The sequence below is a fragment of the Geodermatophilus sp. SYSU D00779 genome (genome assembly GCF_054050595.1).
In genome coordinates, this window is record NZ_JBJGZQ010000001.1 from 237,057 (window position 1) to 254,548 (window position 17,492).

17 protein-coding genes and 1 pseudogene are annotated in these 17,492 nt (G+C 76.6%); 11 read left to right on the plus strand and 7 right to left on the minus strand.

Translation table 11 applies throughout. The features are described from left to right. Nucleotides 1-620: 620 nt before the first annotated feature. The 3 genes and pseudogenes from ACI79G_RS01090 (at nt 621) to ACI79G_RS01100 (ending at nt 2,412) form a co-directional block, all read left to right on the plus strand. Nucleotides 621-1,305: pseudogene (locus ACI79G_RS01090) on the plus strand (glycoside hydrolase family 3 protein). After that, entirely contained in the window at nt 1,200-1,448 is a 249-nt protein-coding gene (locus ACI79G_RS01095) for a fibronectin type III-like domain-contianing protein (protein WP_456878926.1), read from the plus strand. Before ACI79G_RS01090 ends, ACI79G_RS01095 begins: the two are co-directional and overlap by 106 nt. 19 nt (nt 1,449-1,467) lie before the next feature. Continuing rightward, a complete protein-coding gene (locus ACI79G_RS01100; protein ID WP_456878928.1) occupies nt 1,468-2,412 on the plus strand; it encodes an aldo/keto reductase in 945 nt (314 codons plus the stop codon). On the opposite strand, the gene ACI79G_RS01105 is transcribed toward ACI79G_RS01100, so the two are convergent. Further along, nucleotides 2,376-2,735 (minus strand): DUF7455 domain-containing protein, encoded by a 360-nt coding sequence (locus ACI79G_RS01105; protein ID WP_456878930.1) that lies wholly within the window; start codon nt 2,733-2,735, stop codon nt 2,376-2,378. The two genes, ACI79G_RS01100 and ACI79G_RS01105, sit on opposite strands and share 37 nt — an antisense overlap. A 1,137-nt stretch (nt 2,736-3,872) precedes the next feature. On the opposite strand from ACI79G_RS01105, the gene ACI79G_RS01110 reads away from it, so the two are divergent. Together ACI79G_RS01110 and ACI79G_RS01115 are read left to right on the plus strand one after the other, a co-directional pair. Then, entirely contained in the window at nt 3,873-3,998 is a 126-nt protein-coding gene (locus tag ACI79G_RS01110) for a hypothetical protein (protein WP_456878931.1), read from the plus strand. 96 nt (nt 3,999-4,094) lie between these two features. Beyond that, nucleotides 4,095-5,726, plus strand: coding sequence for a phospholipase D family protein (locus ACI79G_RS01115; RefSeq protein WP_456878932.1), 1,632 nt, complete (start codon nt 4,095-4,097; stop codon nt 5,724-5,726). A 517-nt stretch (nt 5,727-6,243) separates the two neighbouring features. Here ACI79G_RS01115 and ACI79G_RS01120 read toward each other — a convergent pair. Then, on the minus strand, nt 6,244-6,894 hold the full coding sequence (locus ACI79G_RS01120) for a trimeric intracellular cation channel family protein (protein WP_456878934.1): 651 nt from the start codon (nt 6,892-6,894) through the stop codon (nt 6,244-6,246). 22 nt (nt 6,895-6,916) lie between these two features. Next, the gene (locus ACI79G_RS01125; RefSeq protein ID WP_456878936.1) at nt 6,917-7,822 is read right to left on the minus strand and encodes a universal stress protein; all 906 of its coding nucleotides are present in this window, start codon (nt 7,820-7,822) and stop codon (nt 6,917-6,919) included. A 334-nt stretch (nt 7,823-8,156) separates the two neighbouring features. Between ACI79G_RS01125 and ACI79G_RS01130 the strand changes: the two genes are divergently transcribed. The 4 genes from ACI79G_RS01130 to ACI79G_RS01145 all read left to right on the plus strand — a co-directional run bounded on the left by ACI79G_RS01130 (nt 8,157) and on the right by ACI79G_RS01145 (nt 10,661). Then, nucleotides 8,157-8,336, plus strand: coding sequence for a hypothetical protein (locus ACI79G_RS01130; protein ID WP_091220486.1), 180 nt, complete (start codon nt 8,157-8,159; stop codon nt 8,334-8,336). A 75-nt stretch (nt 8,337-8,411) separates the two neighbouring features. Beyond that, entirely contained in the window at nt 8,412-8,732 is a 321-nt protein-coding gene (locus tag ACI79G_RS01135) for a TraR/DksA family transcriptional regulator (RefSeq protein ID WP_456878938.1), read from the plus strand. A gap of 73 nt (nt 8,733-8,805) precedes the next feature. Then, nucleotides 8,806-9,270 (plus strand): STAS domain-containing protein, encoded by a 465-nt coding sequence (locus ACI79G_RS01140; RefSeq protein WP_456878940.1) that lies wholly within the window; start codon nt 8,806-8,808, stop codon nt 9,268-9,270. Then, nucleotides 9,267-10,661, plus strand: coding sequence for a DUF2254 domain-containing protein (locus ACI79G_RS01145; protein ID WP_456878942.1), 1,395 nt, complete (start codon nt 9,267-9,269; stop codon nt 10,659-10,661). Before ACI79G_RS01140 ends, ACI79G_RS01145 begins: the two co-directional genes overlap by 4 nt. 23 nt (nt 10,662-10,684) lie before the next feature. On the opposite strand, the gene ACI79G_RS01150 is transcribed toward ACI79G_RS01145, so the two are convergent. Both ACI79G_RS01150 and ACI79G_RS01155 read right to left on the minus strand, forming a co-directional pair. Then, entirely contained in the window at nt 10,685-11,461 is a 777-nt protein-coding gene (locus tag ACI79G_RS01150; RefSeq protein WP_456878943.1) for a DUF6544 family protein, read from the minus strand. A gap of 235 nt (nt 11,462-11,696) precedes the next feature. After that, nucleotides 11,697-12,077: a hypothetical protein gene (locus tag ACI79G_RS01155; protein WP_456878945.1), complete on the minus strand. Its 381-nt coding sequence runs from the start codon at nt 12,075-12,077 to the stop codon at nt 11,697-11,699. Nucleotides 12,078-12,238: 161 nt separating this feature from the next. On the opposite strand from ACI79G_RS01155, the gene ACI79G_RS01160 reads away from it, so the two are divergent. Together ACI79G_RS01160 and ACI79G_RS01165 are read left to right on the plus strand one after the other, a co-directional pair. Next, nucleotides 12,239-13,462 carry a PucR family transcriptional regulator gene (locus ACI79G_RS01160; protein ID WP_456878946.1) on the plus strand — a complete coding sequence of 408 codons (1,224 nt, stop codon included), beginning with the start codon at nt 12,239-12,241 and terminating at the stop codon, nt 13,460-13,462. A gap of 100 nt (nt 13,463-13,562) precedes the next feature. Next, entirely contained in the window at nt 13,563-14,309 is a 747-nt protein-coding gene (locus ACI79G_RS01165) for an SDR family oxidoreductase (RefSeq protein WP_456878948.1), read from the plus strand. Nucleotides 14,310-14,335: 26 nt separating this feature from the next. On the opposite strand, the gene ACI79G_RS01170 is transcribed toward ACI79G_RS01165, so the two are convergent. Together ACI79G_RS01170 and ACI79G_RS01175 are read right to left on the minus strand one after the other, a co-directional pair. Further along, nucleotides 14,336-15,592, minus strand: a complete 1,257-nt coding sequence (locus ACI79G_RS01170; RefSeq protein WP_456878949.1) for a DUF6986 family protein — start codon at nt 15,590-15,592, stop codon at nt 14,336-14,338. 135 nt (nt 15,593-15,727) lie between these two features. Then, nucleotides 15,728-17,440: an NAD-dependent malic enzyme gene (locus ACI79G_RS01175; RefSeq protein ID WP_456878951.1), complete on the minus strand. Its 1,713-nt coding sequence runs from the start codon at nt 17,438-17,440 to the stop codon at nt 15,728-15,730. Nucleotides 17,441-17,492: the final 52 nt, after the last annotated feature.

Below are 17,492 nucleotides of genomic sequence, written 5' to 3' on the forward strand. Positions count from 1 at the left end.
CAGCTTCACGGGGACCACCCTGCCCGAGGGACGACGCCCGGCGCACGGCGCTCCGGTTGACCGCGCCCGTCGGACCGAACTAGACCTTGCGGTGGCCCGCCCCCGCCGAGGAGGGAACGCCCCCGTGCACGACGACGACCTGCGCGAGCGGCTCGAGCGGCTGGACCTCGAGCAGCAGGCGCGCCTGCTGACCGGCGCGGACGTCTGGTCGCCGCCCCCCGAGCCGGCCGTCGGGCTGCGCCGCCTGGTGGTCTCCGACGGTCCGGCCGGCGTCCGCGGCGAGCGCTGGGACGAGCGGGACTCCTCCGCGAACGTCCCCTCCCCCACGGCGCTGGCCGCGACCTGGGACGTCGACCGCGTCGAGCGCCGCGGCCGGGGACGGGCTGCTGGACCTGGTGATGCCGGGTCCGCGGAGCTCCTGGGGGGACGCCCTCGTCGCGGCGGTGCGCGCCGGGGAGGTGCCGGAGTCGGCGGTCGAGGGCATGATGCGGCGCCCGCAGGAGTCGGTGGCCGTGGAGCTGCGGGCCGATGAGGAGGTCGAGGTCGTCGTCGGACACGTACCGGAGGCGGCCGGGGGCGTCCAGGGCACGGCCGTGGAGTCGGTGACGGTCCAGGTGAACATGGCCCGCGAGACCGACGACGACGCCGAGCTGGAGCAGGCCGTGGCGCTGGCCCGGGACGCCGACGTGGCCGTCGTCGTCGTGGGGACCACCGAGGAGGTGGAGAGCGAGGGCTTCGACCGCACCTCGCTCGCGCTGCCGGGCCGGCAGGACGAGCTGGTCCGCCGGGTGGCCGAGGCCGACCCGCGCACGGTGGTGGTCGTCAACTCCGGCCCCGGTGCTGCTGCCGTGGGCCGGCGAGGTGGCGGCGGTGCTGCTGACCTGGTTCCCGGGGCAGGAGTGCGGCAACGCCCTCGCCGACGTCCTCCTCGGGGCCGTCGAGCCCGGCGGCCGGCCGCCGGTCACCTGGCCGGCCGACGAGGTGGGCCTGCTCTCCCCGCGACCGGTCGACGGGACGCTGCGCTACGACGAGGGCCTGTTCGTCGGCACCGCGGCCACGACCGCGACGGCCGGGAGCCGCGGTGCCGGTTCGGCTCCGGTCTCGGCTACACCACGTGGGAGTACCTGTCCGCCGAGGGAGGCACCTCGGCGGTCACCGTGCGGCTGCGCAACACCGGCAGCCGGCGGGGACGGGAGGTCGTGCAGGTCTACGCCGCCCGGCCGGACGGCGCGGTCGAGCGGCCGGTCCGCCGGCTGGCCGGCTTCGCCGTGGCAGAGGCCGACCCGGCGGAGGAGGTGGCGGTGACGGTGGAGCTGCCGGAGCGCGCCTACCAGCACTGGGACGGAGCCGCCCACCGGTGGGCCACCGAGGCGGGTGCCTTCCGGCTGCACGTGGGTCCGTCGTCCGGCGTCCTGCCGCTGGTGCTCGACGTGCACGTGCAGGGCTGACCCGGGGAAGGGGACGACGATGACCGGAGGCACCTCGACCGCGGTGCTGGGGCTCGGCCTGGCGGCGGTCGGGCGGCCGGCCTACATCACCCTCGGCCGCGACCGCGACCTGCCCGCCGACCGCACGCCGGCGGCGCTGCGCGCCCGCACCTCCGAGCTGCTCGACACCGCGGCGTCCCTGGGCATCGGCTACGTCGACGCCGCCCGCTCCTACGGGCGCGCGGAGGAGTTCCTCGCCTCCTGGCTGCAGGGTCGCGAGCAGGTGCCGTTCGTCGCCAGCAAGTGGGGCTACCGGTACACCGGCGACTGGCGCACCGACGCCGACCGCCACGAGGTCAAGGAGCACACCGCGGCGGCGTTCGAGCGCCAGTACCGGGAGAGCACCGAGCTGCTCGGCCCCTGGCTGCGGCTCTACCAGGTGCACTCGCTGACCGCGGAGAGCCCGCTGTGGGACGACGAGCCGCTGCAGCGCCGGCTGGCCGAGGTCCGGGACGCCGGCACCGAGATCGGGTTCTCGACCTCCGGGCCGGAGCAGGCCGCCACCGTCCGCCGCGGCCTGGAGCTCACCGTCGACGGTCGGCCGCTGTTCTCCAGCGTGCAGTCGACCTGGAACCTGCTCGAGCCGTCCGCAGGCGACGCGCTGGCCGAGGCGCACGCCGCCGGCCTGCGCGTCGTCGTCAAGGAGGGCGTCGCCAACGGGCGCCTCACCGACCACGGGCTGCCGGCCGACAGCCCGCTCGCCGCGGCCGCGCGGGAGCACGGGGTCGGGGTCGACGCCCTCGCGCTGGGGGCGGCGCTCGCCCGGCCGTGGTGCGACGTCGTGCTCAGCGGCGCGGTGACCGTGGCCCAGCTGACCAGCAACGCGGACGCGCCCCGGGTCGCCGGCCTCGACGTCGGCGGACTGGTCGAGCCGCAGGACCCCGAGGACTACTGGGGCACCCGCAGCCGGCTGCCCTGGGAGTGAGTCCGCGACGACGACCCCTGACCGACGTCTCCACTGGTCGGGCGCCGGGCTGGGCGGGTTATCGCGCCCGTCCCGTCGTGGACGGTCGCACCGGCAGCGGCGAGCGCCACCTCGTGCTCCCGGCCGTGGTGGGCGCAGAAGACCAGGTCCTCGCCGCTGGGCAGCACGGCACGGATGAGTGCCTGCGCACCGCAGGCGCCCCGTCCGGTCCTGCTGTCGGGGCCGCCTACGACAGCGGACGCGTCGCAGCGGTCGGCGAGGGTCGGGAGAGCGACGACGGACTCAGCAGACACGACGTCCGCGTCCCCGGTGGCGATGGACACCTGGTTCCTCCGGTGGGGTCTCGTACGGTTCAGGTCTGTGGCCGGGAACGCCGGCTCCCGGTGACCGCGGGACCCGGCGGGCGATCGCTCGACGACGATCGCCTCGCGGTCCCGACCGGCTGGACCCGACCATGCCCTCCGGACGCCGGCCCGGGCCAGGGACGCTGCCGGTCAGCTGGTGCACACCGACCTTGCCGAGCGCCGGCAACGACCGCGGGGAACGGCCGTCCGGACCGAGCCGAGCGGGTGCAGGGCCAGCCGGGACCGGGTCCAGCCGCAGCTTGCCGACCGTCGGCAAGCAGGGCCACGCCCACCTGACGGACGGCACCCTGGGGGATCGGGCGACCGAGGAGCACGCTGGGGGTACGCCCCCCCAGTGAAGGAGATGCCGGCATGACCCTCGCCCTCCCCCGCAGTCCAGCGGTCAGGTCACGTCCCGTCGCGACACCCGAGGTCCACCCAGCCCCTGTCGAGGTCCTCGGCCGCACCCGGACGACCGTGGACGGACTCGCCGCCGGGCAGGCGAGCAACGCGGGGACGGAACCGCTCATCGACGTCGTCGAGGAGTGGGGACTGCAGTCCTCCCCCGCCAGCGATCCCCCGACGAACTGGTGACCGACGCCCCGCCGCGATGGGGACACCGACACGACCGAGGAGAGCGAATTGCTGACGCACGACCTCACACGACTCAGGCAGGAGCTGGAGAGCCCCCGGTTGTCCGCCCTGCGCCCCACGCTCGGGCTCGCGGTCGCGGTCGCCGCCCTGCCCTCTCCCGGGAGCGGGACGGCCGCTGGAGCACCGCCCCGCACGGAGGCGCCTCCGGCCGCGGAACGCGGGGCTGCTGCCCACGCCGCGTGACCGGAGCACCACGGCGCCGGGCGGGGACCTCACCCCTGCGGTGAGGCCCCCCGGCGTGCAGCCGGTGGCCACGACGGCGTCCGCTGGGTCCCGGGATCCCGCCGGGCCGCCGGTCAGGGGTCGACGGGCAGTGGCCGCGCCGGCCATGTGCGAGGGGCGGGGAGGTCGGGGTCCACCGCACGGTGAGGGGACGGGGTCCGTCATCGCTCGCCGTCGTCCTCCGCAGCAGCCGGGGGTGCCGGCGGACGGGGCGCTTGGAGGTCGAACCGCAGGCTCACCATGCGCGACACCGGCCAGGACGTGGAGGTCGAGTACGAGGAGACGTCCCGCGGCGGCCTCGCGGTCGACGTCATCGACGTGCGGAACCCTCCACCGACGGGCGACGGCACCCCCGTCCTCCCCTGACGACTGCCCGGCCCGGGGCAGGGGTAGCACGCGGACGGTCGGGCGGCCCCTGAGCGGGCGGCGGATGCGGGCGGCACGAGGGGTGGATCGCCGGTCATGTCCAGGTCGCCGGCCTCCCGTCGCGAGCCACGCTGGGCGCGGGAACTGCGCGGCGGGCACCCGTGGCTGCTCTCCTCCGCCCAGCGGGGCAACGAGCACGCCGGGCTGCGTGCCTGGCGCGAGGGCAACGCGGTGCGCGCCCTGGTGGACGGTCGCAGCTACCTGCCCGTGCTCGCCGAGGCCGTGCTCCGCGCGGGGAGGGGGGACGCCGTCCTGTTCACCGGGTGGCGTGCTGAGGGCGAGGAGCTGCTCGACGACGGCGGACCGCCGCTGGGCGCCGCGCTGGTCGGGGCGGCCCGCCGGGGGGCGCTGGTGCGCGGGCTGCTGTGGCGTTCCCACCCCGAGGCGATCGGCTACACCCTGGAGGCGAACCGGGCCCTGGCGCGGGCGGTGACCGCCGCGGGCGGGCGGGTGCTGTTGGACCAGCGGGTGCGGCCGCTGGGCGCCCACCACCAGAAGTCCGTCGTGGTGACCGGCGACGGGAGGACCGACGAGGTGGCCTTCCTCGGGGGCATCGACCCCGCACGCTCCCGGCGCGACGGCGATGGTCACCCGGGGGACCCGCAGGCGCGGTCCTTCGCCCGGGTGTACGGCCCGACACCGGCCTGGCACGACGTCCAGCTGGAGGTGCGCGGCCCCGCCGTCCGCGACGTCGAGACGGTCTTCCGGCAGCGGTGGGCCGATCCTGCCCCGCCGACCCGGTGGCCCTGGCACACCGTCCCCGACCGGCTGCACGGGATCGACCGCGCGCCCGACCCCCTCCCGCGACCCGCGCCGCCACCGGATCCGGCCGGCACCTGCACGGTGCAGCTGCTGCGCACCTACCCCCGGCGGCGGCCCCGGTACCCGTTCGCGCCGGACGGCGAGCGCAGCGTGGCCCGGGGCTACGCCAAGGCCCTCGCCCGGGCCCGTCGGTTGGTCTACGTCGAGGACCAGTACCTCTGGTCGCGCGACGTCGCGCGCATCTTCGCCGCTGCGCTGCGCCGCTCCCCCACGCTGCACCTGGTCGCCGTCGTCCCCCGGTACGTCGACCGCGAGGGCGGCTTCGACTTCCCCGCCTCCGTGCTCGGGCAGAACGCGGCCTGGAGGACCGTGCTGGCGGCCGGCGGGGACCGGGTGCAGCTGTTCGACCTGGAGAACGAGGCCGGCCGCCCGGTCTACGTGCACGCCAAGGTCTGCGTGGTCGACGACGTGTGGGCCGCGGTGGGCAGCGCCAACCTCAACCGGCGGTCCTGGACGCACGACTCCGAGCTCACCGCCGCCGTCCTCGACGACCAGCGCGACGGCCGCGACCCGGTCGACCCCGCCGGGCTGGGCGACGGCGCGCGCACCTTCGCCCGCGAGCTTCGGCTGGCCCTGGTGCGCGAGCACCTCGGCCGGACCGACGACGACGACGCCGGACTGCTGGACCTCGACGAGGCGGCCGCGGCGATGCGCCGGGCCGCCGCCGAGCTGGACGCCTGGCACGACGGCGGTCGCCGCGGTCCGCGCCCGGCCGGCCGGCTGCGCGCCCACCCCCGGCGGACCGGCGGCGGGTCGTTGGCCCGCGCGCTGGTCACCCCGGTGTACGACCTGGCCTACGACCCGGACGGCCGTCCCTGGCGCAAGCGCCTCCGGCACGAGTTCTGACCGGCTGCGAGCCGAACCCCTGGGCGCTCGCCGACCGGAGCGGGGACGGCCACGTGCGCGCACACTGGCGCGGGGTGCGGCCCGACCGTCCGTCCCGGATCGGCGTGGGCCATGACCGCCGTCTCCGCCGGCCTGGAGGACACGAGGCCGTGCAGGAGGAGCTGTACCGGTTCGACCGGTTCCCGCTGACCGACGACGACGCCGCCACCACCGAGCGGGTGGCCGCGGCGTTCGCGGACTCCTCCGGCGAGCGGTTCGCGCCGGCCGGCCCGCAGTCGGCGAGCGAGGACTCCAGCGACATCCCGACCGCACTGGGCGTCCCCCACACCCGCTGGTCTCGTCGGCGGGACCGACCCCGAGCTGTACGGCGCGGCGGAGGCGGCCGGCCGGATCGGCCAGGACGTCCCGGTCAACCACTCCGCCGGCTCCGCGCCGGTCGTCCGACCGACCCTGGACACCGGCACCCAGGCCCTCGTCGTCGTCGCGCCGGCCTGGCTGGCCGCGTAGCGACCGCCGGTCAGCGCGGCCCGTCGTCGGGCGGCGGGTCGAACGCCCGCCGGGGCATCGGCGCGTCCAGGTCGTAGTGGACACCGACCATGCGGATCAGGAAGCACAGGGCCGCCGCACCGACCGCGGTCGCGGGACCGTGGACGCCGAGCAGCGTCACGACGACGGTGGCCGTGGCGCCGATCAGGGCGGGGATGGCGTAGAGGCCGCTGCTGAGCACCGACGGGACCTGCCGGACCAGGACGTCGCGCAGCGTGCCGCCCCCCACGCCGGTGGTCGCGCCGAGGATGACCGCCTGGGCCGGGCCCAGGCCCAGGTCCAGCGCCTTCCCGGCACCGGTGACCGCGAACAGGCTCAGGCCCACGGCGTCGAGCACGGTGATGGGTGTGCTGAGCCGCTCGAGATGGCGGCCGGACACGAAGGCGATCAGGCCGCCGCCGGCCGCCACGGCCAGGTAGCGCCAGTCGTTGAACGTGGCCGGCGGGACGTCGAGCAGGACGTCGCGGATGATGCCGCCACCGAGCGCGGTGATCATGCCCAGGGTGACGACGCCGACGATGTCCAGCCGGACCACGCGCAACGCGGTCAGCGCGCCGTTGAGGGCGAAGGCGAACGTGCCCAGGAGGTCCAGGACCAGCAGCACCGGGAGGTCCGTCGTCATCCGGCGGTCCTCCCGAGGGCGGTCACCGCCGGTCCCGGGGCGGCCGGACGACCGCGACCGGGCACGGTGCGGCGGTCACGCAGTGCAGGGCCACCGACCCCAGGAGCAGCGCGGCCCACCCGGACCGGCCGCGGGACCCCACCACCAGCAGGTCGGCGCCCTCGGCCACGTCGAGGAGGACGTCCCAGTCGACCCCCTCGACCGCCTCCGCCCGGACCCGCAGGCCTGGTCCCCCGTCCAGCCCGGCGTCCTGGACGCTGCGCCGCAGCGCCGACGCGGCCTCCTCGCGCAGCGTCGCGTCGGGCACCGCCCACGGCGGCCCGCCGTAGCCGGAGACGGTGTCGCTCCAGGCGTGGACGACGTGCAGCTCCGCGCCGCGCGCCCGCGCCTCGGCCGCGGCGAACCGCGCCGCGGTGACCGAGTCGGGCGAGCCGTCCACCCCGACCACGACCCGCCCGGCCGGTGCGGCTCCCTCGACGGGGCGGTCCCCGCGGACGACGACGACCGGACCGGTCGCGTACTGGGCGCACTGCTGGCTGACCGAGCCGAACAACTGGCCGCGCAGGCCCCCCAGCCCGCGCTGACCCACGACCAGCAGGCCGTCGGCACCGGCTCCCTCGACGAGCGACTGGGCGGGGTGGCCGTACCGCACCTGTGTCTCGAACGGGACCGCCGAGGTGCCCGTGACCCGGGCCGCCTCGACGGCCTCGGCACGCACCCGGGCCTCGACGTCGCGTTCGAACCCAGCCGTCGTGCGCGACCCCTCCCCGGCACCGGACGGCGGCGACCCGGTCCAGACGGTGAGCATCCGGACCGCGACCCCGCGCAACCCGGCCTCCCGGAAGCCCCAGGCCAGCGCCCGTCGCGCCTCGCCCGAGCCGTCGACCCCGACGACGACCTCGCGCACCTGGTCTGCCTGCTGTGTCATCGACTTCCCCTCATCCGGGCGCTCCGGCCACCGGCGGGACGGTCCGTCCGGCCTGAGTGCGTCGCTCTACCCGTGCCGGCACCGGATGCACGCGGTCGCCGACCCGGTCGGCCTCCAGCGCCGGGTGCCGTCGGTCGAGCCCGACCGCAGCGGCGTGCTCACCGGGCGTCCACCGCCGCAGCCTCCTCCGACCTCGTTGCCGGTCGTCGGCAACCCCGAGGTGCCTGAGTTGACCGGCCGCTGCCGTGTCCCGGCCAGCAGTGCGCAGGCATGGTGGGCTCAGGCCCGCGGGAGGTGCGGGCCGGCCCGGCCCACGACGAGGAGGGGGAACCCGGTGGACGCGCAGACCTCGCCCCCTGGTCCGGCCGTGCTCGCCGGGTCGCCCGCGCGCCGTCCGTCCCCGGTGACCGGCGGCGGGCTGCTGGCCCTGGCGACGAGCCTGCGGGCCCGGGGCCTGCGCGGCCTGGACGTGCTGCGCCGCAGTCAGGACCGCGCGCCACCGGCGGGTGCCTGACCCCTGCGGGTCTCCGCCCTCGTCCCGCGCGTCCCGCTCCGGTGGGACGCGTCCTCGTCGTACCGGGAGGACTCCATGACCACCCTCAGCCCCGCCCCGACCACCGCGTCCCCGGACCGGACGCCGTTCCGGGTGCTGCTCGAGACCCAGCGGGCCGACTGCGTCCGGCAGCGCGAGCTCGCCCTGGCCGAGACGGCCACCTCCGTGCCGGACCCGGTCGCGCAGAGCCGCGCGACCGCCCTGCTGCGCACGATCGAGGAGATCGACGCGGCGCTCCAGCGCATCGCCACCGGCACCTACGGCGCCTGCGTGTACTGCGGCGGCGCCATCCCCGCCGAGCGGCTGGAGTTCCGGCCGTTCGCGGCCGGCTGCGTCTCCTGCCAGCAGTCGCGCTGACCCGCCCGGACCCCCACCCGTCGGCGACACCTCTCCGGCGCCGACGGGTGGACCTCCCCGCAAGGAGCTCCCCGTGCTGCACACGCCCGCCTCCCCGGCCGCTCCCGACACCGGTCAGCTGCTGTCGGTCACCGTCGTGCCCGGCGGTCGCCCCGGCCGCGTGGTCGTCGAGGTCATCGGCGAGGTGGACGCCTACACCGCTCCGGCGCTGGACGTCTGCCTGCACTCGCAGGCGCGACAGCGCGGCGTCCGCGTGCTCGTCGTCGACCTGAGCCGGGTGACCTTCATCGGTGCTGCCGGCGTCACCGTGCTGGCGCAGGCGGACCGCCGGTGCCGGATGCGCGGCGCGCGGCTGGTGGTCCGCACGGGCGGCCGGCGCCGCGTGCTCCGCCCGCTGCAGCTCACCGGGTTCGCCGACCTGGTCGCGATCGACCCGAGCGAGCCGGAGCCGCAGGGCAGCGGTCCCCGGACGGCCGCGCGACCGCGGCCCCGGCAGCGGCGGGCGTCGCCCCGGCGCCCTCGCCGGGTGTGCCGGTGAGCGGCACGGCCCGGTCGCCGCTGCCGATGCGCGCCGCGGCGGCGGCCTACCGATTCCGCGAGAGCCTGTTCGCCCTGCCCGCGCTGCTCGTCCTCGGCAGCATCGCCCTGGCCGAGGCCGCCACCGCGGTCGACCGGGCCGCCGCCGCGCGAGACCTCCCGCTCACCCTGTCGATGCACAGCAGCACCGCCACCTGGCTGCTGAGCACCGTCGCCGGGGCGACCATCACCACCGCCGGAGTCGTGCTCTCCCTGACCGTCGTCAGCCTCCAGCTGGCCAGCAGCCAGTTCTCCCCGCGGGTGATGCGCTCGTTCATCCGCGACCGGCTCAGCCAGGTCGTCATCGGCCTGCTGGTCGCGACCTTCGTCTACGCGGTGCTGGTCCTGCGGGCGGTCGACGCCGACAGCCGGGCGACGGCGCCGCGGATCTCGCTGACCGTCGCGGTGCTGCTCACCGTGGTCACGGTCCTGCTCATCGTGGCGCACCTGGACCACCTCGCCCACGGGCTGCAGGTCGGCCGGGTCGTCGAGCGCATCGGAGCCGAGGGCCGGCAGGTCCTCGCCGCCACCGCCCGCACGACCGCCGCGGAGCGACCGGCCGTGGTCCGGACGCAGCCGGCCGGGCAGCCGGTGCTGACGGTGCCGGCACCGTGCGACGGCTGGGTGACCCAGGCGCCCAGCGACCGGCTGCTGGCCGCCGTGCCGCCGGGCACCACCGTGCGCCTGGAGACCCGCGTGGGCGCCTACGTCCACGGCGGTGAGCCCCTGGTCACCGTCCGGCCGGCACCCGAGGACCGGGGAGCGACCGCCCGCCGCCTGTCGGCGACGGTGCTCGTCTCCGCCGGCCGCACCATGCAGTGCGATGTCGACTTCGCGCTGCGGCAGCTGGTCGACATCGGGCTGCGCGCGCTGAGCGCGGCGGTCAACGACCCCACCACCGCCGTCGAGGCCGGCCTCCGGATCGGCAGCCTGCTGCGGCGGCTGCTGACCGCCGACGCCCCCGCCGACGCGGTCGCCGGCCCGGACGGGCGGGTGCTGCTGCGCCCCTGGCAGCTGTCCGCCGAGGAGTACATCGCCCACGGCTTCGACCAGCTCCGCCACGCCGCTCCCGCGCAACCGCAGGTCGCCGCCGCGCTGCTGCGGGTCCTCCGGATGTTGATCGCGCACGTCGAGGTCGCGGGCCGGGCCGAGCACGTGCCGGCCCTGCACCGCCAGATCGACCTGCTCCTCGAGTCGCTGCGCACCACGTCCGGTCTGCACCCGGCCGACCTCGCGCGCCTGGAGGCCGTCGCCACCGCCGCCGATCCGGCCGACCACAGCAGCCACTGGGCGCTGGCACCGGCCGGAGCTCGGGGGCTGGACGGCCACCACGCGGCGGCCGGCACGCCCTGACCGACGCCGTCCACCGCCCGCGGTCAGCCGAAGGTGGCGTCGGTGACCTCGGCGCGGAAGAACTCCCCGGCGTCCTGCCGGTCGGTGCCCCACCACCAGCCGGCGCGCAGCACCGACGGGATCGTCACGCCGCCGAAGGAGCGCTCGTCCTCGACGGCGACACCGAACGGGTGGCGGCCGAACGCCTGCCCGTCCGGGTTGCCCCAGCGCTGCAGCCGGACCTCCCGCAGCGCACCGTCGGGGTCGACCCGCAGGTGGACGGACTCGTCGGCGTCGCCGATCCGCCAGGTGGCCACGGCCGTGTCCGGCCCGGGCCCGGCCGACCAGCGGGCCGCGCCGAAGGCGGTCGGCAGCCAGCAGACCCCCTCGCCGGCGAGCCGTCCCGCGGCGCTGCGGGTGACGTCGGGCCCCGCTCCGCTCACCACCGGGACGAGGCCGAGCAGCCGCCAGCGCATCCGACCGGCGCCGGAGCCGTACCGGTCGAACCCGGTGACCGGCAGCCCCGCGACGCGGGCGGTGGCCGCCCAGATGAAGCCGTGCGGCGGGGCGAGCACCTGGGAGGCGGTGAAGGACCGCCACGCCCCGATGCGGATCCGGCCGCGCATCCGCAGCTGCACCGAGGACCACAGCGGAGTCCCCGGCGCGAGGGCGTGGGTCAGCCAGCGGCGGGCCGGCTCCGGCAGCCCGGTCACGAGATCGGGGCTGAACCGGCCGGGCATCGAGGGTGCGGCGGCGAGCCGTGCCCACTCGGCGCGCAGCGACCGAGGCGCGGCCGACGCTCCCCGCAGGTCCGTGGTCACGCGACCGGCCTCTGCGTCCGGGAGCTCCCCCGCCCGGCGCGCGAGCGGCTGCCGACGACGACCGGTGTCCCGACCAGACGACCACCTCCGGGAGCGGTGCGGACCCGGACTCCCGCAGCCCGGCCGGTCCCCGCGGCCGGTCGGCCCGCGGGGAGCCACCGCGGTCAGCGTGACCGGTGGGACGCGGATCCACCAGCCGGGACGTGCCCGCGCGGGCCCCCACGACGGAGGCCGGTCACCGGTCCGGCGACCCGCCACGCTGCTGCCGCGGTCGCCGCTGCTCCGCCGGACGGCGGGCCGCCTGCAGCCCCCGGTCGACTTCGCGCAGCACCGACCGGGTCGTGGTCGGGTCCGTCCGGCCCGGCCGGGGCCAGTACCGCCACAGGGCCCAGCCCAGCGCGGTCGAGACACCGACCGCCAGACCCGCGGTCAGCGCCCCGAAGAGGACCAGCAGGATCGCGCCCCAGGCGCCGGCGACCACGGGGGCGGGCAGATCGGCCGGGTCCCGGGGCGCCCGCCGGCGCGGGAGGGGTGCGGGCCGGGGCGGTTCCTCGGCCTCCTCGGCCCAGGACCGCTCGACGTCGTCCCACACCCGCTGCTCGTGATCGCTGAGCACTCCCGACTCCCTCCTCGTCGACCTCGACCATGCCCGCTGCCGGCGGCTCCCGGCTACGGTCCCCGCCGGTCGGATGAGGAACGCTCTCCTTGCCGGTGATCGGCAATGATGGCCAGCGGCCGCACCTCCACCCACGAGCCGCGGCCGGGGAAGGAGCGCACGTGTCCCCCGGTGTCGATCGGCGGCGCCCCGGCCGGGCCGCGCCGCCGTCGGAGGACTGGCTGGCCCCGGTCGGCGCCTCGGCGGCGGCCGCGACCCGGGCGCCGGCCGACCTGCTCGACGAGTACCTGCCGCTGCTGGCCGACGCCGCGATCCACGGGCGCCGTCCCGAGGCCTGGGAGCTCGACGCCGTCCGGGAGCAGGGACGGCGTGCGGCGGCGCAGGGCGTCGGCGCACGGCGCGCGGTCGACCTGTACCTGTCCGCGGCGTGGCGGTTGTGGCGTCAGCTGCCCGTCGTCGTGCGCTCGTCCGATGCGGAGGAGGTCCGCGCGGCCGCCGAGGCGGTGCTGCGCGTCCTCGACGACGCCGTCGGCGTGCTCGTCGACGGGCACCAGGTCGAGCGCCGGGAGATGATCCGCCGCGAGGAGGCCGTGCGGGCGGAGTTCGTCGACGACCTGCTCCGCGGGGACGCCGACGTGTCCCGGATGGTGGAGCGCGCCGAGCTGTTCGGGATCGACCTGGGCAAGCCGCACCACGTCGCGCTGGTCGCGCCCCGCGACCCCGACGGCGACGTCGCCCGCGCCGCCACCGTGCTGGAGCGCGCGGTCGTCGACCGGTTCGGCGACCGCGAGGTGCTGGTCGCGATGAAGGACGGCCGCGTCGTCGTCCTGGTCCCCAGCGCCGCCACGCCCGCGGGCGCCGCCGCGCGTGGCGCCGACATCGGTGAGCTGCTGCAGCAGGACCTGCGTCGGCTCCGGGTCGCGGGCCGGTGGCGGGTGGTCGCGGGACGGGCCTTCCCCGGGGTATGGGGCGTGCCGCGCAGCTACGAGGAGGCGCGGGAGGCGCTGACCCTCGCCGATCGGCTGGACTCCGACGACGACGTGGTGCACGCCCGGGACCTGCTGGTGTACCGGGTGCTCGGCCGCGACCAGGCGGCGATCGTGGACCTGGTCCGCGACGTGCTCGGCCCCCTGGAGCAGGTCCGCGGCGGCGCGCAGGTGCTGATGGAGACCCTGCGGGCGTACTTCGACGCCGGCGACGTCGCGACCGAGGCCGCCCGGCAGCTCCACGTCTCGGTCCGCACGGTGACCTACCGCCTCACCCGGGTCGCGCAGCTGACCGGGTACGGCGTGTCCCGGCCCGACCAGCGGTTCGCGCTGCAGACCGCGGTGCTCGGCGCCCGCCTGCTGGAGTGGCCCACCCGACCGCTGCCGGCCGAACCGTGACCGGGTGCCCGGTGTGGTGGATCGGCCGAGGTGGTCCCATGACCTCCGGGGACGTCCCCGGTCCTGTGGAGCAGGGATCGAGGCCCAGCGAGGAGGAGACGTGAGCGAGAAGGTCGCCATCGTGACCGGCGGGGGCAGCGGCATCGGCGCGGCCACCGCCCTGGCCCTCGCCGCGGACGGCTGGCAGGTCGTCCTGGCCGGACGCCGGCAGGCAGCGCTGCAGGCGGTCGCCGAGCAGGGCGGTGCGGGGAGGCTGCGGCCGGTCCCGACCGACGTGACCGACGAGGCGTCGGTGCGGGCGCTCTTCGACACCGCCGTCGACTCCTGCGGGCGGGTCGACCTGCTGTTCAACAACGCGGGTTCCTTCGCGGCCGCCCGGGAGGTCGCCGACATCCCGCTGGCCGAGTGGCAGGCGGCCGTCGCGGTCAACCTCACCGGCGTCTTCCTCTGCACCCGCGAGGCGTTCCGCGTCATGCGCGACCAGGAGCCACAGGGCGGCCGCATCGTCAACAACGGCTCCATCTCCGCCCAGGTCCCCCGGCCGATGTCCGCGGCCTACACCGCGACCAAGCACGCCGTCACCGGTCTGACGAAGTCCACGTCCCTGGACGGCCGCCCCTACGGCATCGCCTGCGGCCAGATCGACGTCGGCAACGCCGCGACCGACATGACCGAGGCGATGGCGGAGGGCGTCCGCCAGGCCGACGGCAGCATCCGACCGGAGCCGCGGATGGCGGCCGAGGACGTGGCCCGCGCGGTCGTCTACATGGCCAGCCTGCCGCTCGAGGCGAACGTCGCGACCATGACCGTGCTGGCCACCGCGATGCCCTACGTCGGCCGCGGCTGACCCGCCCGGGAGCGCTCTGGCCGTGGTCAGACCCCGGTGCGCCGGGCGAGCCCCTCGAGCCGGGCGCGGTCGACACCCGTGAGCTCGCCGGCCTCCTCCGGCGTCACGGCGCCGCAGTCGACCCCGCGCAGGACGGCGCCGGCGAGCGCCTGCGCCGTCGCGGGTTCGTCCATGACCCCGCCCTCCACGCGGCCGAGGTAGGCCCTGATCCGCGCCCCCGTCGCCGGCAGGCTCGCGCGGAAGAAGGAGTACGTGGCCAGGTAGCGGGTCGGCAGGTGCCCGGGGTGCATGTCCCAGCCCTGGTAGTAGCCGCGTTCCAGCGACCGTGTGACGAGCCGGGCGTGCAGGCGCCACGCCGCGTGCACCGCACCCCGGTCCCCCGTCGGCAGCACGTTGGTCGACCCGTCGGAGAGGCGCACACCGGTGCCGGCTGCGGCGACCTGCAGCACCGCCTTCGCGTGGTCCGCGGCGGGGTGCTCCAGGCTCTGCTGGGTGGCGGTGATCCCGAGGGCGGCGCTGTAGTCGTAGGTGCCGTAGTGCAGTCCGGTGCAGCGCCCCTCCGCCGCGGGGATCATGCGGGCGACGGGAGCGGTCCCGTCCGCGCCCAGGACGGCCTGCGGCGTCTCCACCTGGATCTCGAACCGCAGCCGGCCGGCGGGCAGCCCGTGCGCCTGCTCCAGCCGGCCGCAGACCTCCACCATCGCCTCGACCTGGGCCACCGAGGTCACCTTCGGCAGGGTCACGACGAACCCCTCCGGCAGGCCACCGGCAGCGACCAGTCCGGCGACGACCAGGTCGAGGGTGCGCAGACCCCGCCGGCGGGTCGGCGCCTCGAGGCTCTTGAACCGGATGCCCAGGAACGGCGGCCCGCCCTCGGCTCCGGCCACCGCGGCCAGCGCGGCGACCGCCTCGGTGGCCGCCCCGTCCTCCTCCTCGTCGGAACGCCGGCCGTAGCCGTCCTCGAAGTCGACGCGCAGGTCCTCGATCGGTTCCCGGGCGAGCTTCGCGCGCACCCGGTCCTGGACGTCGTCCACCAGGGGGACGGGCATGCCGGTGACACCGGCCAGGACGTCCGCCGTCGGTGCGTGCCGGTCCAGCAGCGCCACCGCCGCCGCCCCCCACTCGCCGGGGACGTCGGCGGTGAACCGGTCGGCCGGGACGTAGACGGTGTGCACCGGCTGCCGGGCGCCGGTGTCACCGGGGTACCGCGCCCCCAGTTCCCGGTCGGCGTCCGCGAGCCGGTGGTCCAGGTCGTCGGCGATCTCGTCGCTCAGTCGCGTCATCCGTGTGGTCCTCCGCGTGTCGGTCGTGCACCCGTCGCCGACCTCGTCGCCGTTGGTGGGAGCCCTGCCGGGTCGGCCCGTGCCCCGGTCATCCCGGGCCGGGGGTCCGGTGCAGTCCGGTGACCTGCCCGGCGGTCAGACGGCCTCGATCCGCGGGTACTCCGGCCGCCACATCGCGGCGTGCACCTGCCGGACCGGGTCGTGCAGCTCGACCTGGGCCAGCCCCTCGGCCGCCGCGGCCTGCGCCACCGCGACGCCGACCGCCGCGGACACCGACCGCAGGTCGTCCACCGGTGGGAGGAGCGCCGACCCGGGGGTCCCCGCGTCGGACAGCTCGGCGACCGCGGCGGCGGCCGCGGTCAGCATGCCGGTGCTGACCCGCCGTGCCCTGACCACCGAGACCCCCAGCCCCAGACCGGGGAAGACCAGGGCGTTGTTCGCCTGCGCGATGACGTGCTCCGTGCCGTCGTGGTGCACCGGCGGGAACGGGCTGCCGGTCGCCACCAGGGCGCGGCCGTCGGTCCAGGCCACGAGGTCCTCCGGCAGCGCCTCGCACAGGGAGGTGGGGTTGGACAGCGGCAGGATGACCGGTCGCTCGGCGGAGGCCGCCATCGTGCGCACGATCGGCTCGCTGAAGGCCCCCGGCTGGGTGGAGGTGCCGATCAGGATCGTCGGCCGGGCCCGGGCCACCACCTCGGCGAGCCCGATGGACCCGTCCGCTCCGGCCCAGCCGGCCGTCTCGCCGGCGCGGCGGGTGTACGGCACCTGGAAGTCCCGCAGCTCGGCGGCGCGTTCCTCGGTCAGGAGCCCGCGGCTGCCCAGCGCCCAGAACCGCTGCGTCGCCTCCTCGCGGGACAGCCCCTCCCGCACCATGGCGTCCCGGAGCATGTCGGCGATCCCGATCCCCGCGGTCCCGGCGCCGTAGACGACCACCCGCTGATCGCGCAGCCGCTCGCCGGTGGCCCTCAGTCCGGCGAAGACCGCGGCGAGCACGACCGCCGCCGTGCCCTGCATGTCGTCGTTGAAGGTGCAGCAGGTCGGGTCGTACCGCTCGAGGATCCGTCGGGCGTTGCTGGCGCCGAAGTCCTCCCAGTGCAGCAGGGCGTTCGGGAACAGCGTGGTGGCCGCGGTCACGAACGCGTCGATGAAGTCGTCGTAGCGCTGGCCGCGCACCCGGGGGTGCCGGTTGCCGAGGTACATCGGGTCGTCGAGCAGGCGGAGGTTGTCCGTGCCGACGTCGAGGACGACGGGGACGACCCGCCGCGGGTGGATGCCCCCGGCCGCGGTGTAGACGGTGAGCTTGCCGATGGAGATCTGGATGCCGCCGACGCCCTGGTCCCCGATGCCGAGGATCCCCTCGGAGTCGGTGGCGACGATGAGGTCGCAGTCGTCCGGCCCGAGGCCGTAGGCGCGCAGCGCCCCCTCGATGGCGTCCGGCTCGTCGATGGACAGGAAGACCCCGCGCGGGCGGTTGTAGTCGTGGCTGAAGCGCTCGATGACGTCGCCGATGGTCGGCGTGTAGACGATCGGCAGCATCTCCTCCAGGTGCTCGCTGAGCAGCCGGTAGAACAGGACCTCGTTGCGGTCCCGGAGGCTGGCCAGGTACACGTGCTTGGCGAGCGGGTCGGGCTGCCCCCGGTACTGCTGCTCCGTTCGGCGCACCTGCCCGTCCATCGACGACACCGCGCTGGGCAGCAGGCCATCCAGGCCCAGTGCCTCCCGCTCGGCCCTGGTGAAGGCCGTGCCGCGGTTGAGCATCGGGTTGCGCAGCACGTCGTTGCCGCGGGCGCGGACGCGCGCGATCAGGCTGTCGGCCGCACCGACCAGCTCGTAGGGCCTCTCGTACACGCGGTCCTCCTGGGTGTCGGGCTCGGCCGGTGGCCGTCGGGGATGGCGGCCG

Excerpts from the sequence above, each read along its gene's own strand:
- ACI79G_RS01100 (WP_456878928.1), top strand. The coding sequence starts at position 1,468 with ATGACCGGAGGCACCTCGACCGCGGTGCTGGGGCTCGGCCTGGCGGCG.
- ACI79G_RS01110 (WP_456878931.1), top strand. The coding sequence starts at position 3,873 with ATGCGCGACACCGGCCAGGACGTGGAGGTCGAGTACGAGGAGACGTCC.
- ACI79G_RS01115 (WP_456878932.1), top strand. The coding sequence starts at position 4,095 with ATGTCCAGGTCGCCGGCCTCCCGTCGCGAGCCACGCTGGGCGCGGGAA.
- ACI79G_RS01120 (WP_456878934.1), bottom strand. The coding sequence starts at position 6,894 with ATGACGACGGACCTCCCGGTGCTGCTGGTCCTGGACCTCCTGGGCACG.
- ACI79G_RS01125 (WP_456878936.1), bottom strand. The coding sequence starts at position 7,822 with ATGACACAGCAGGCAGACCAGGTGCGCGAGGTCGTCGTCGGGGTCGAC.
- ACI79G_RS01135 (WP_456878938.1), top strand. The coding sequence starts at position 8,412 with ATGACCACCCTCAGCCCCGCCCCGACCACCGCGTCCCCGGACCGGACG.
- ACI79G_RS01170 (WP_456878949.1), bottom strand. The coding sequence starts at position 15,592 with ATGACGCGACTGAGCGACGAGATCGCCGACGACCTGGACCACCGGCTC.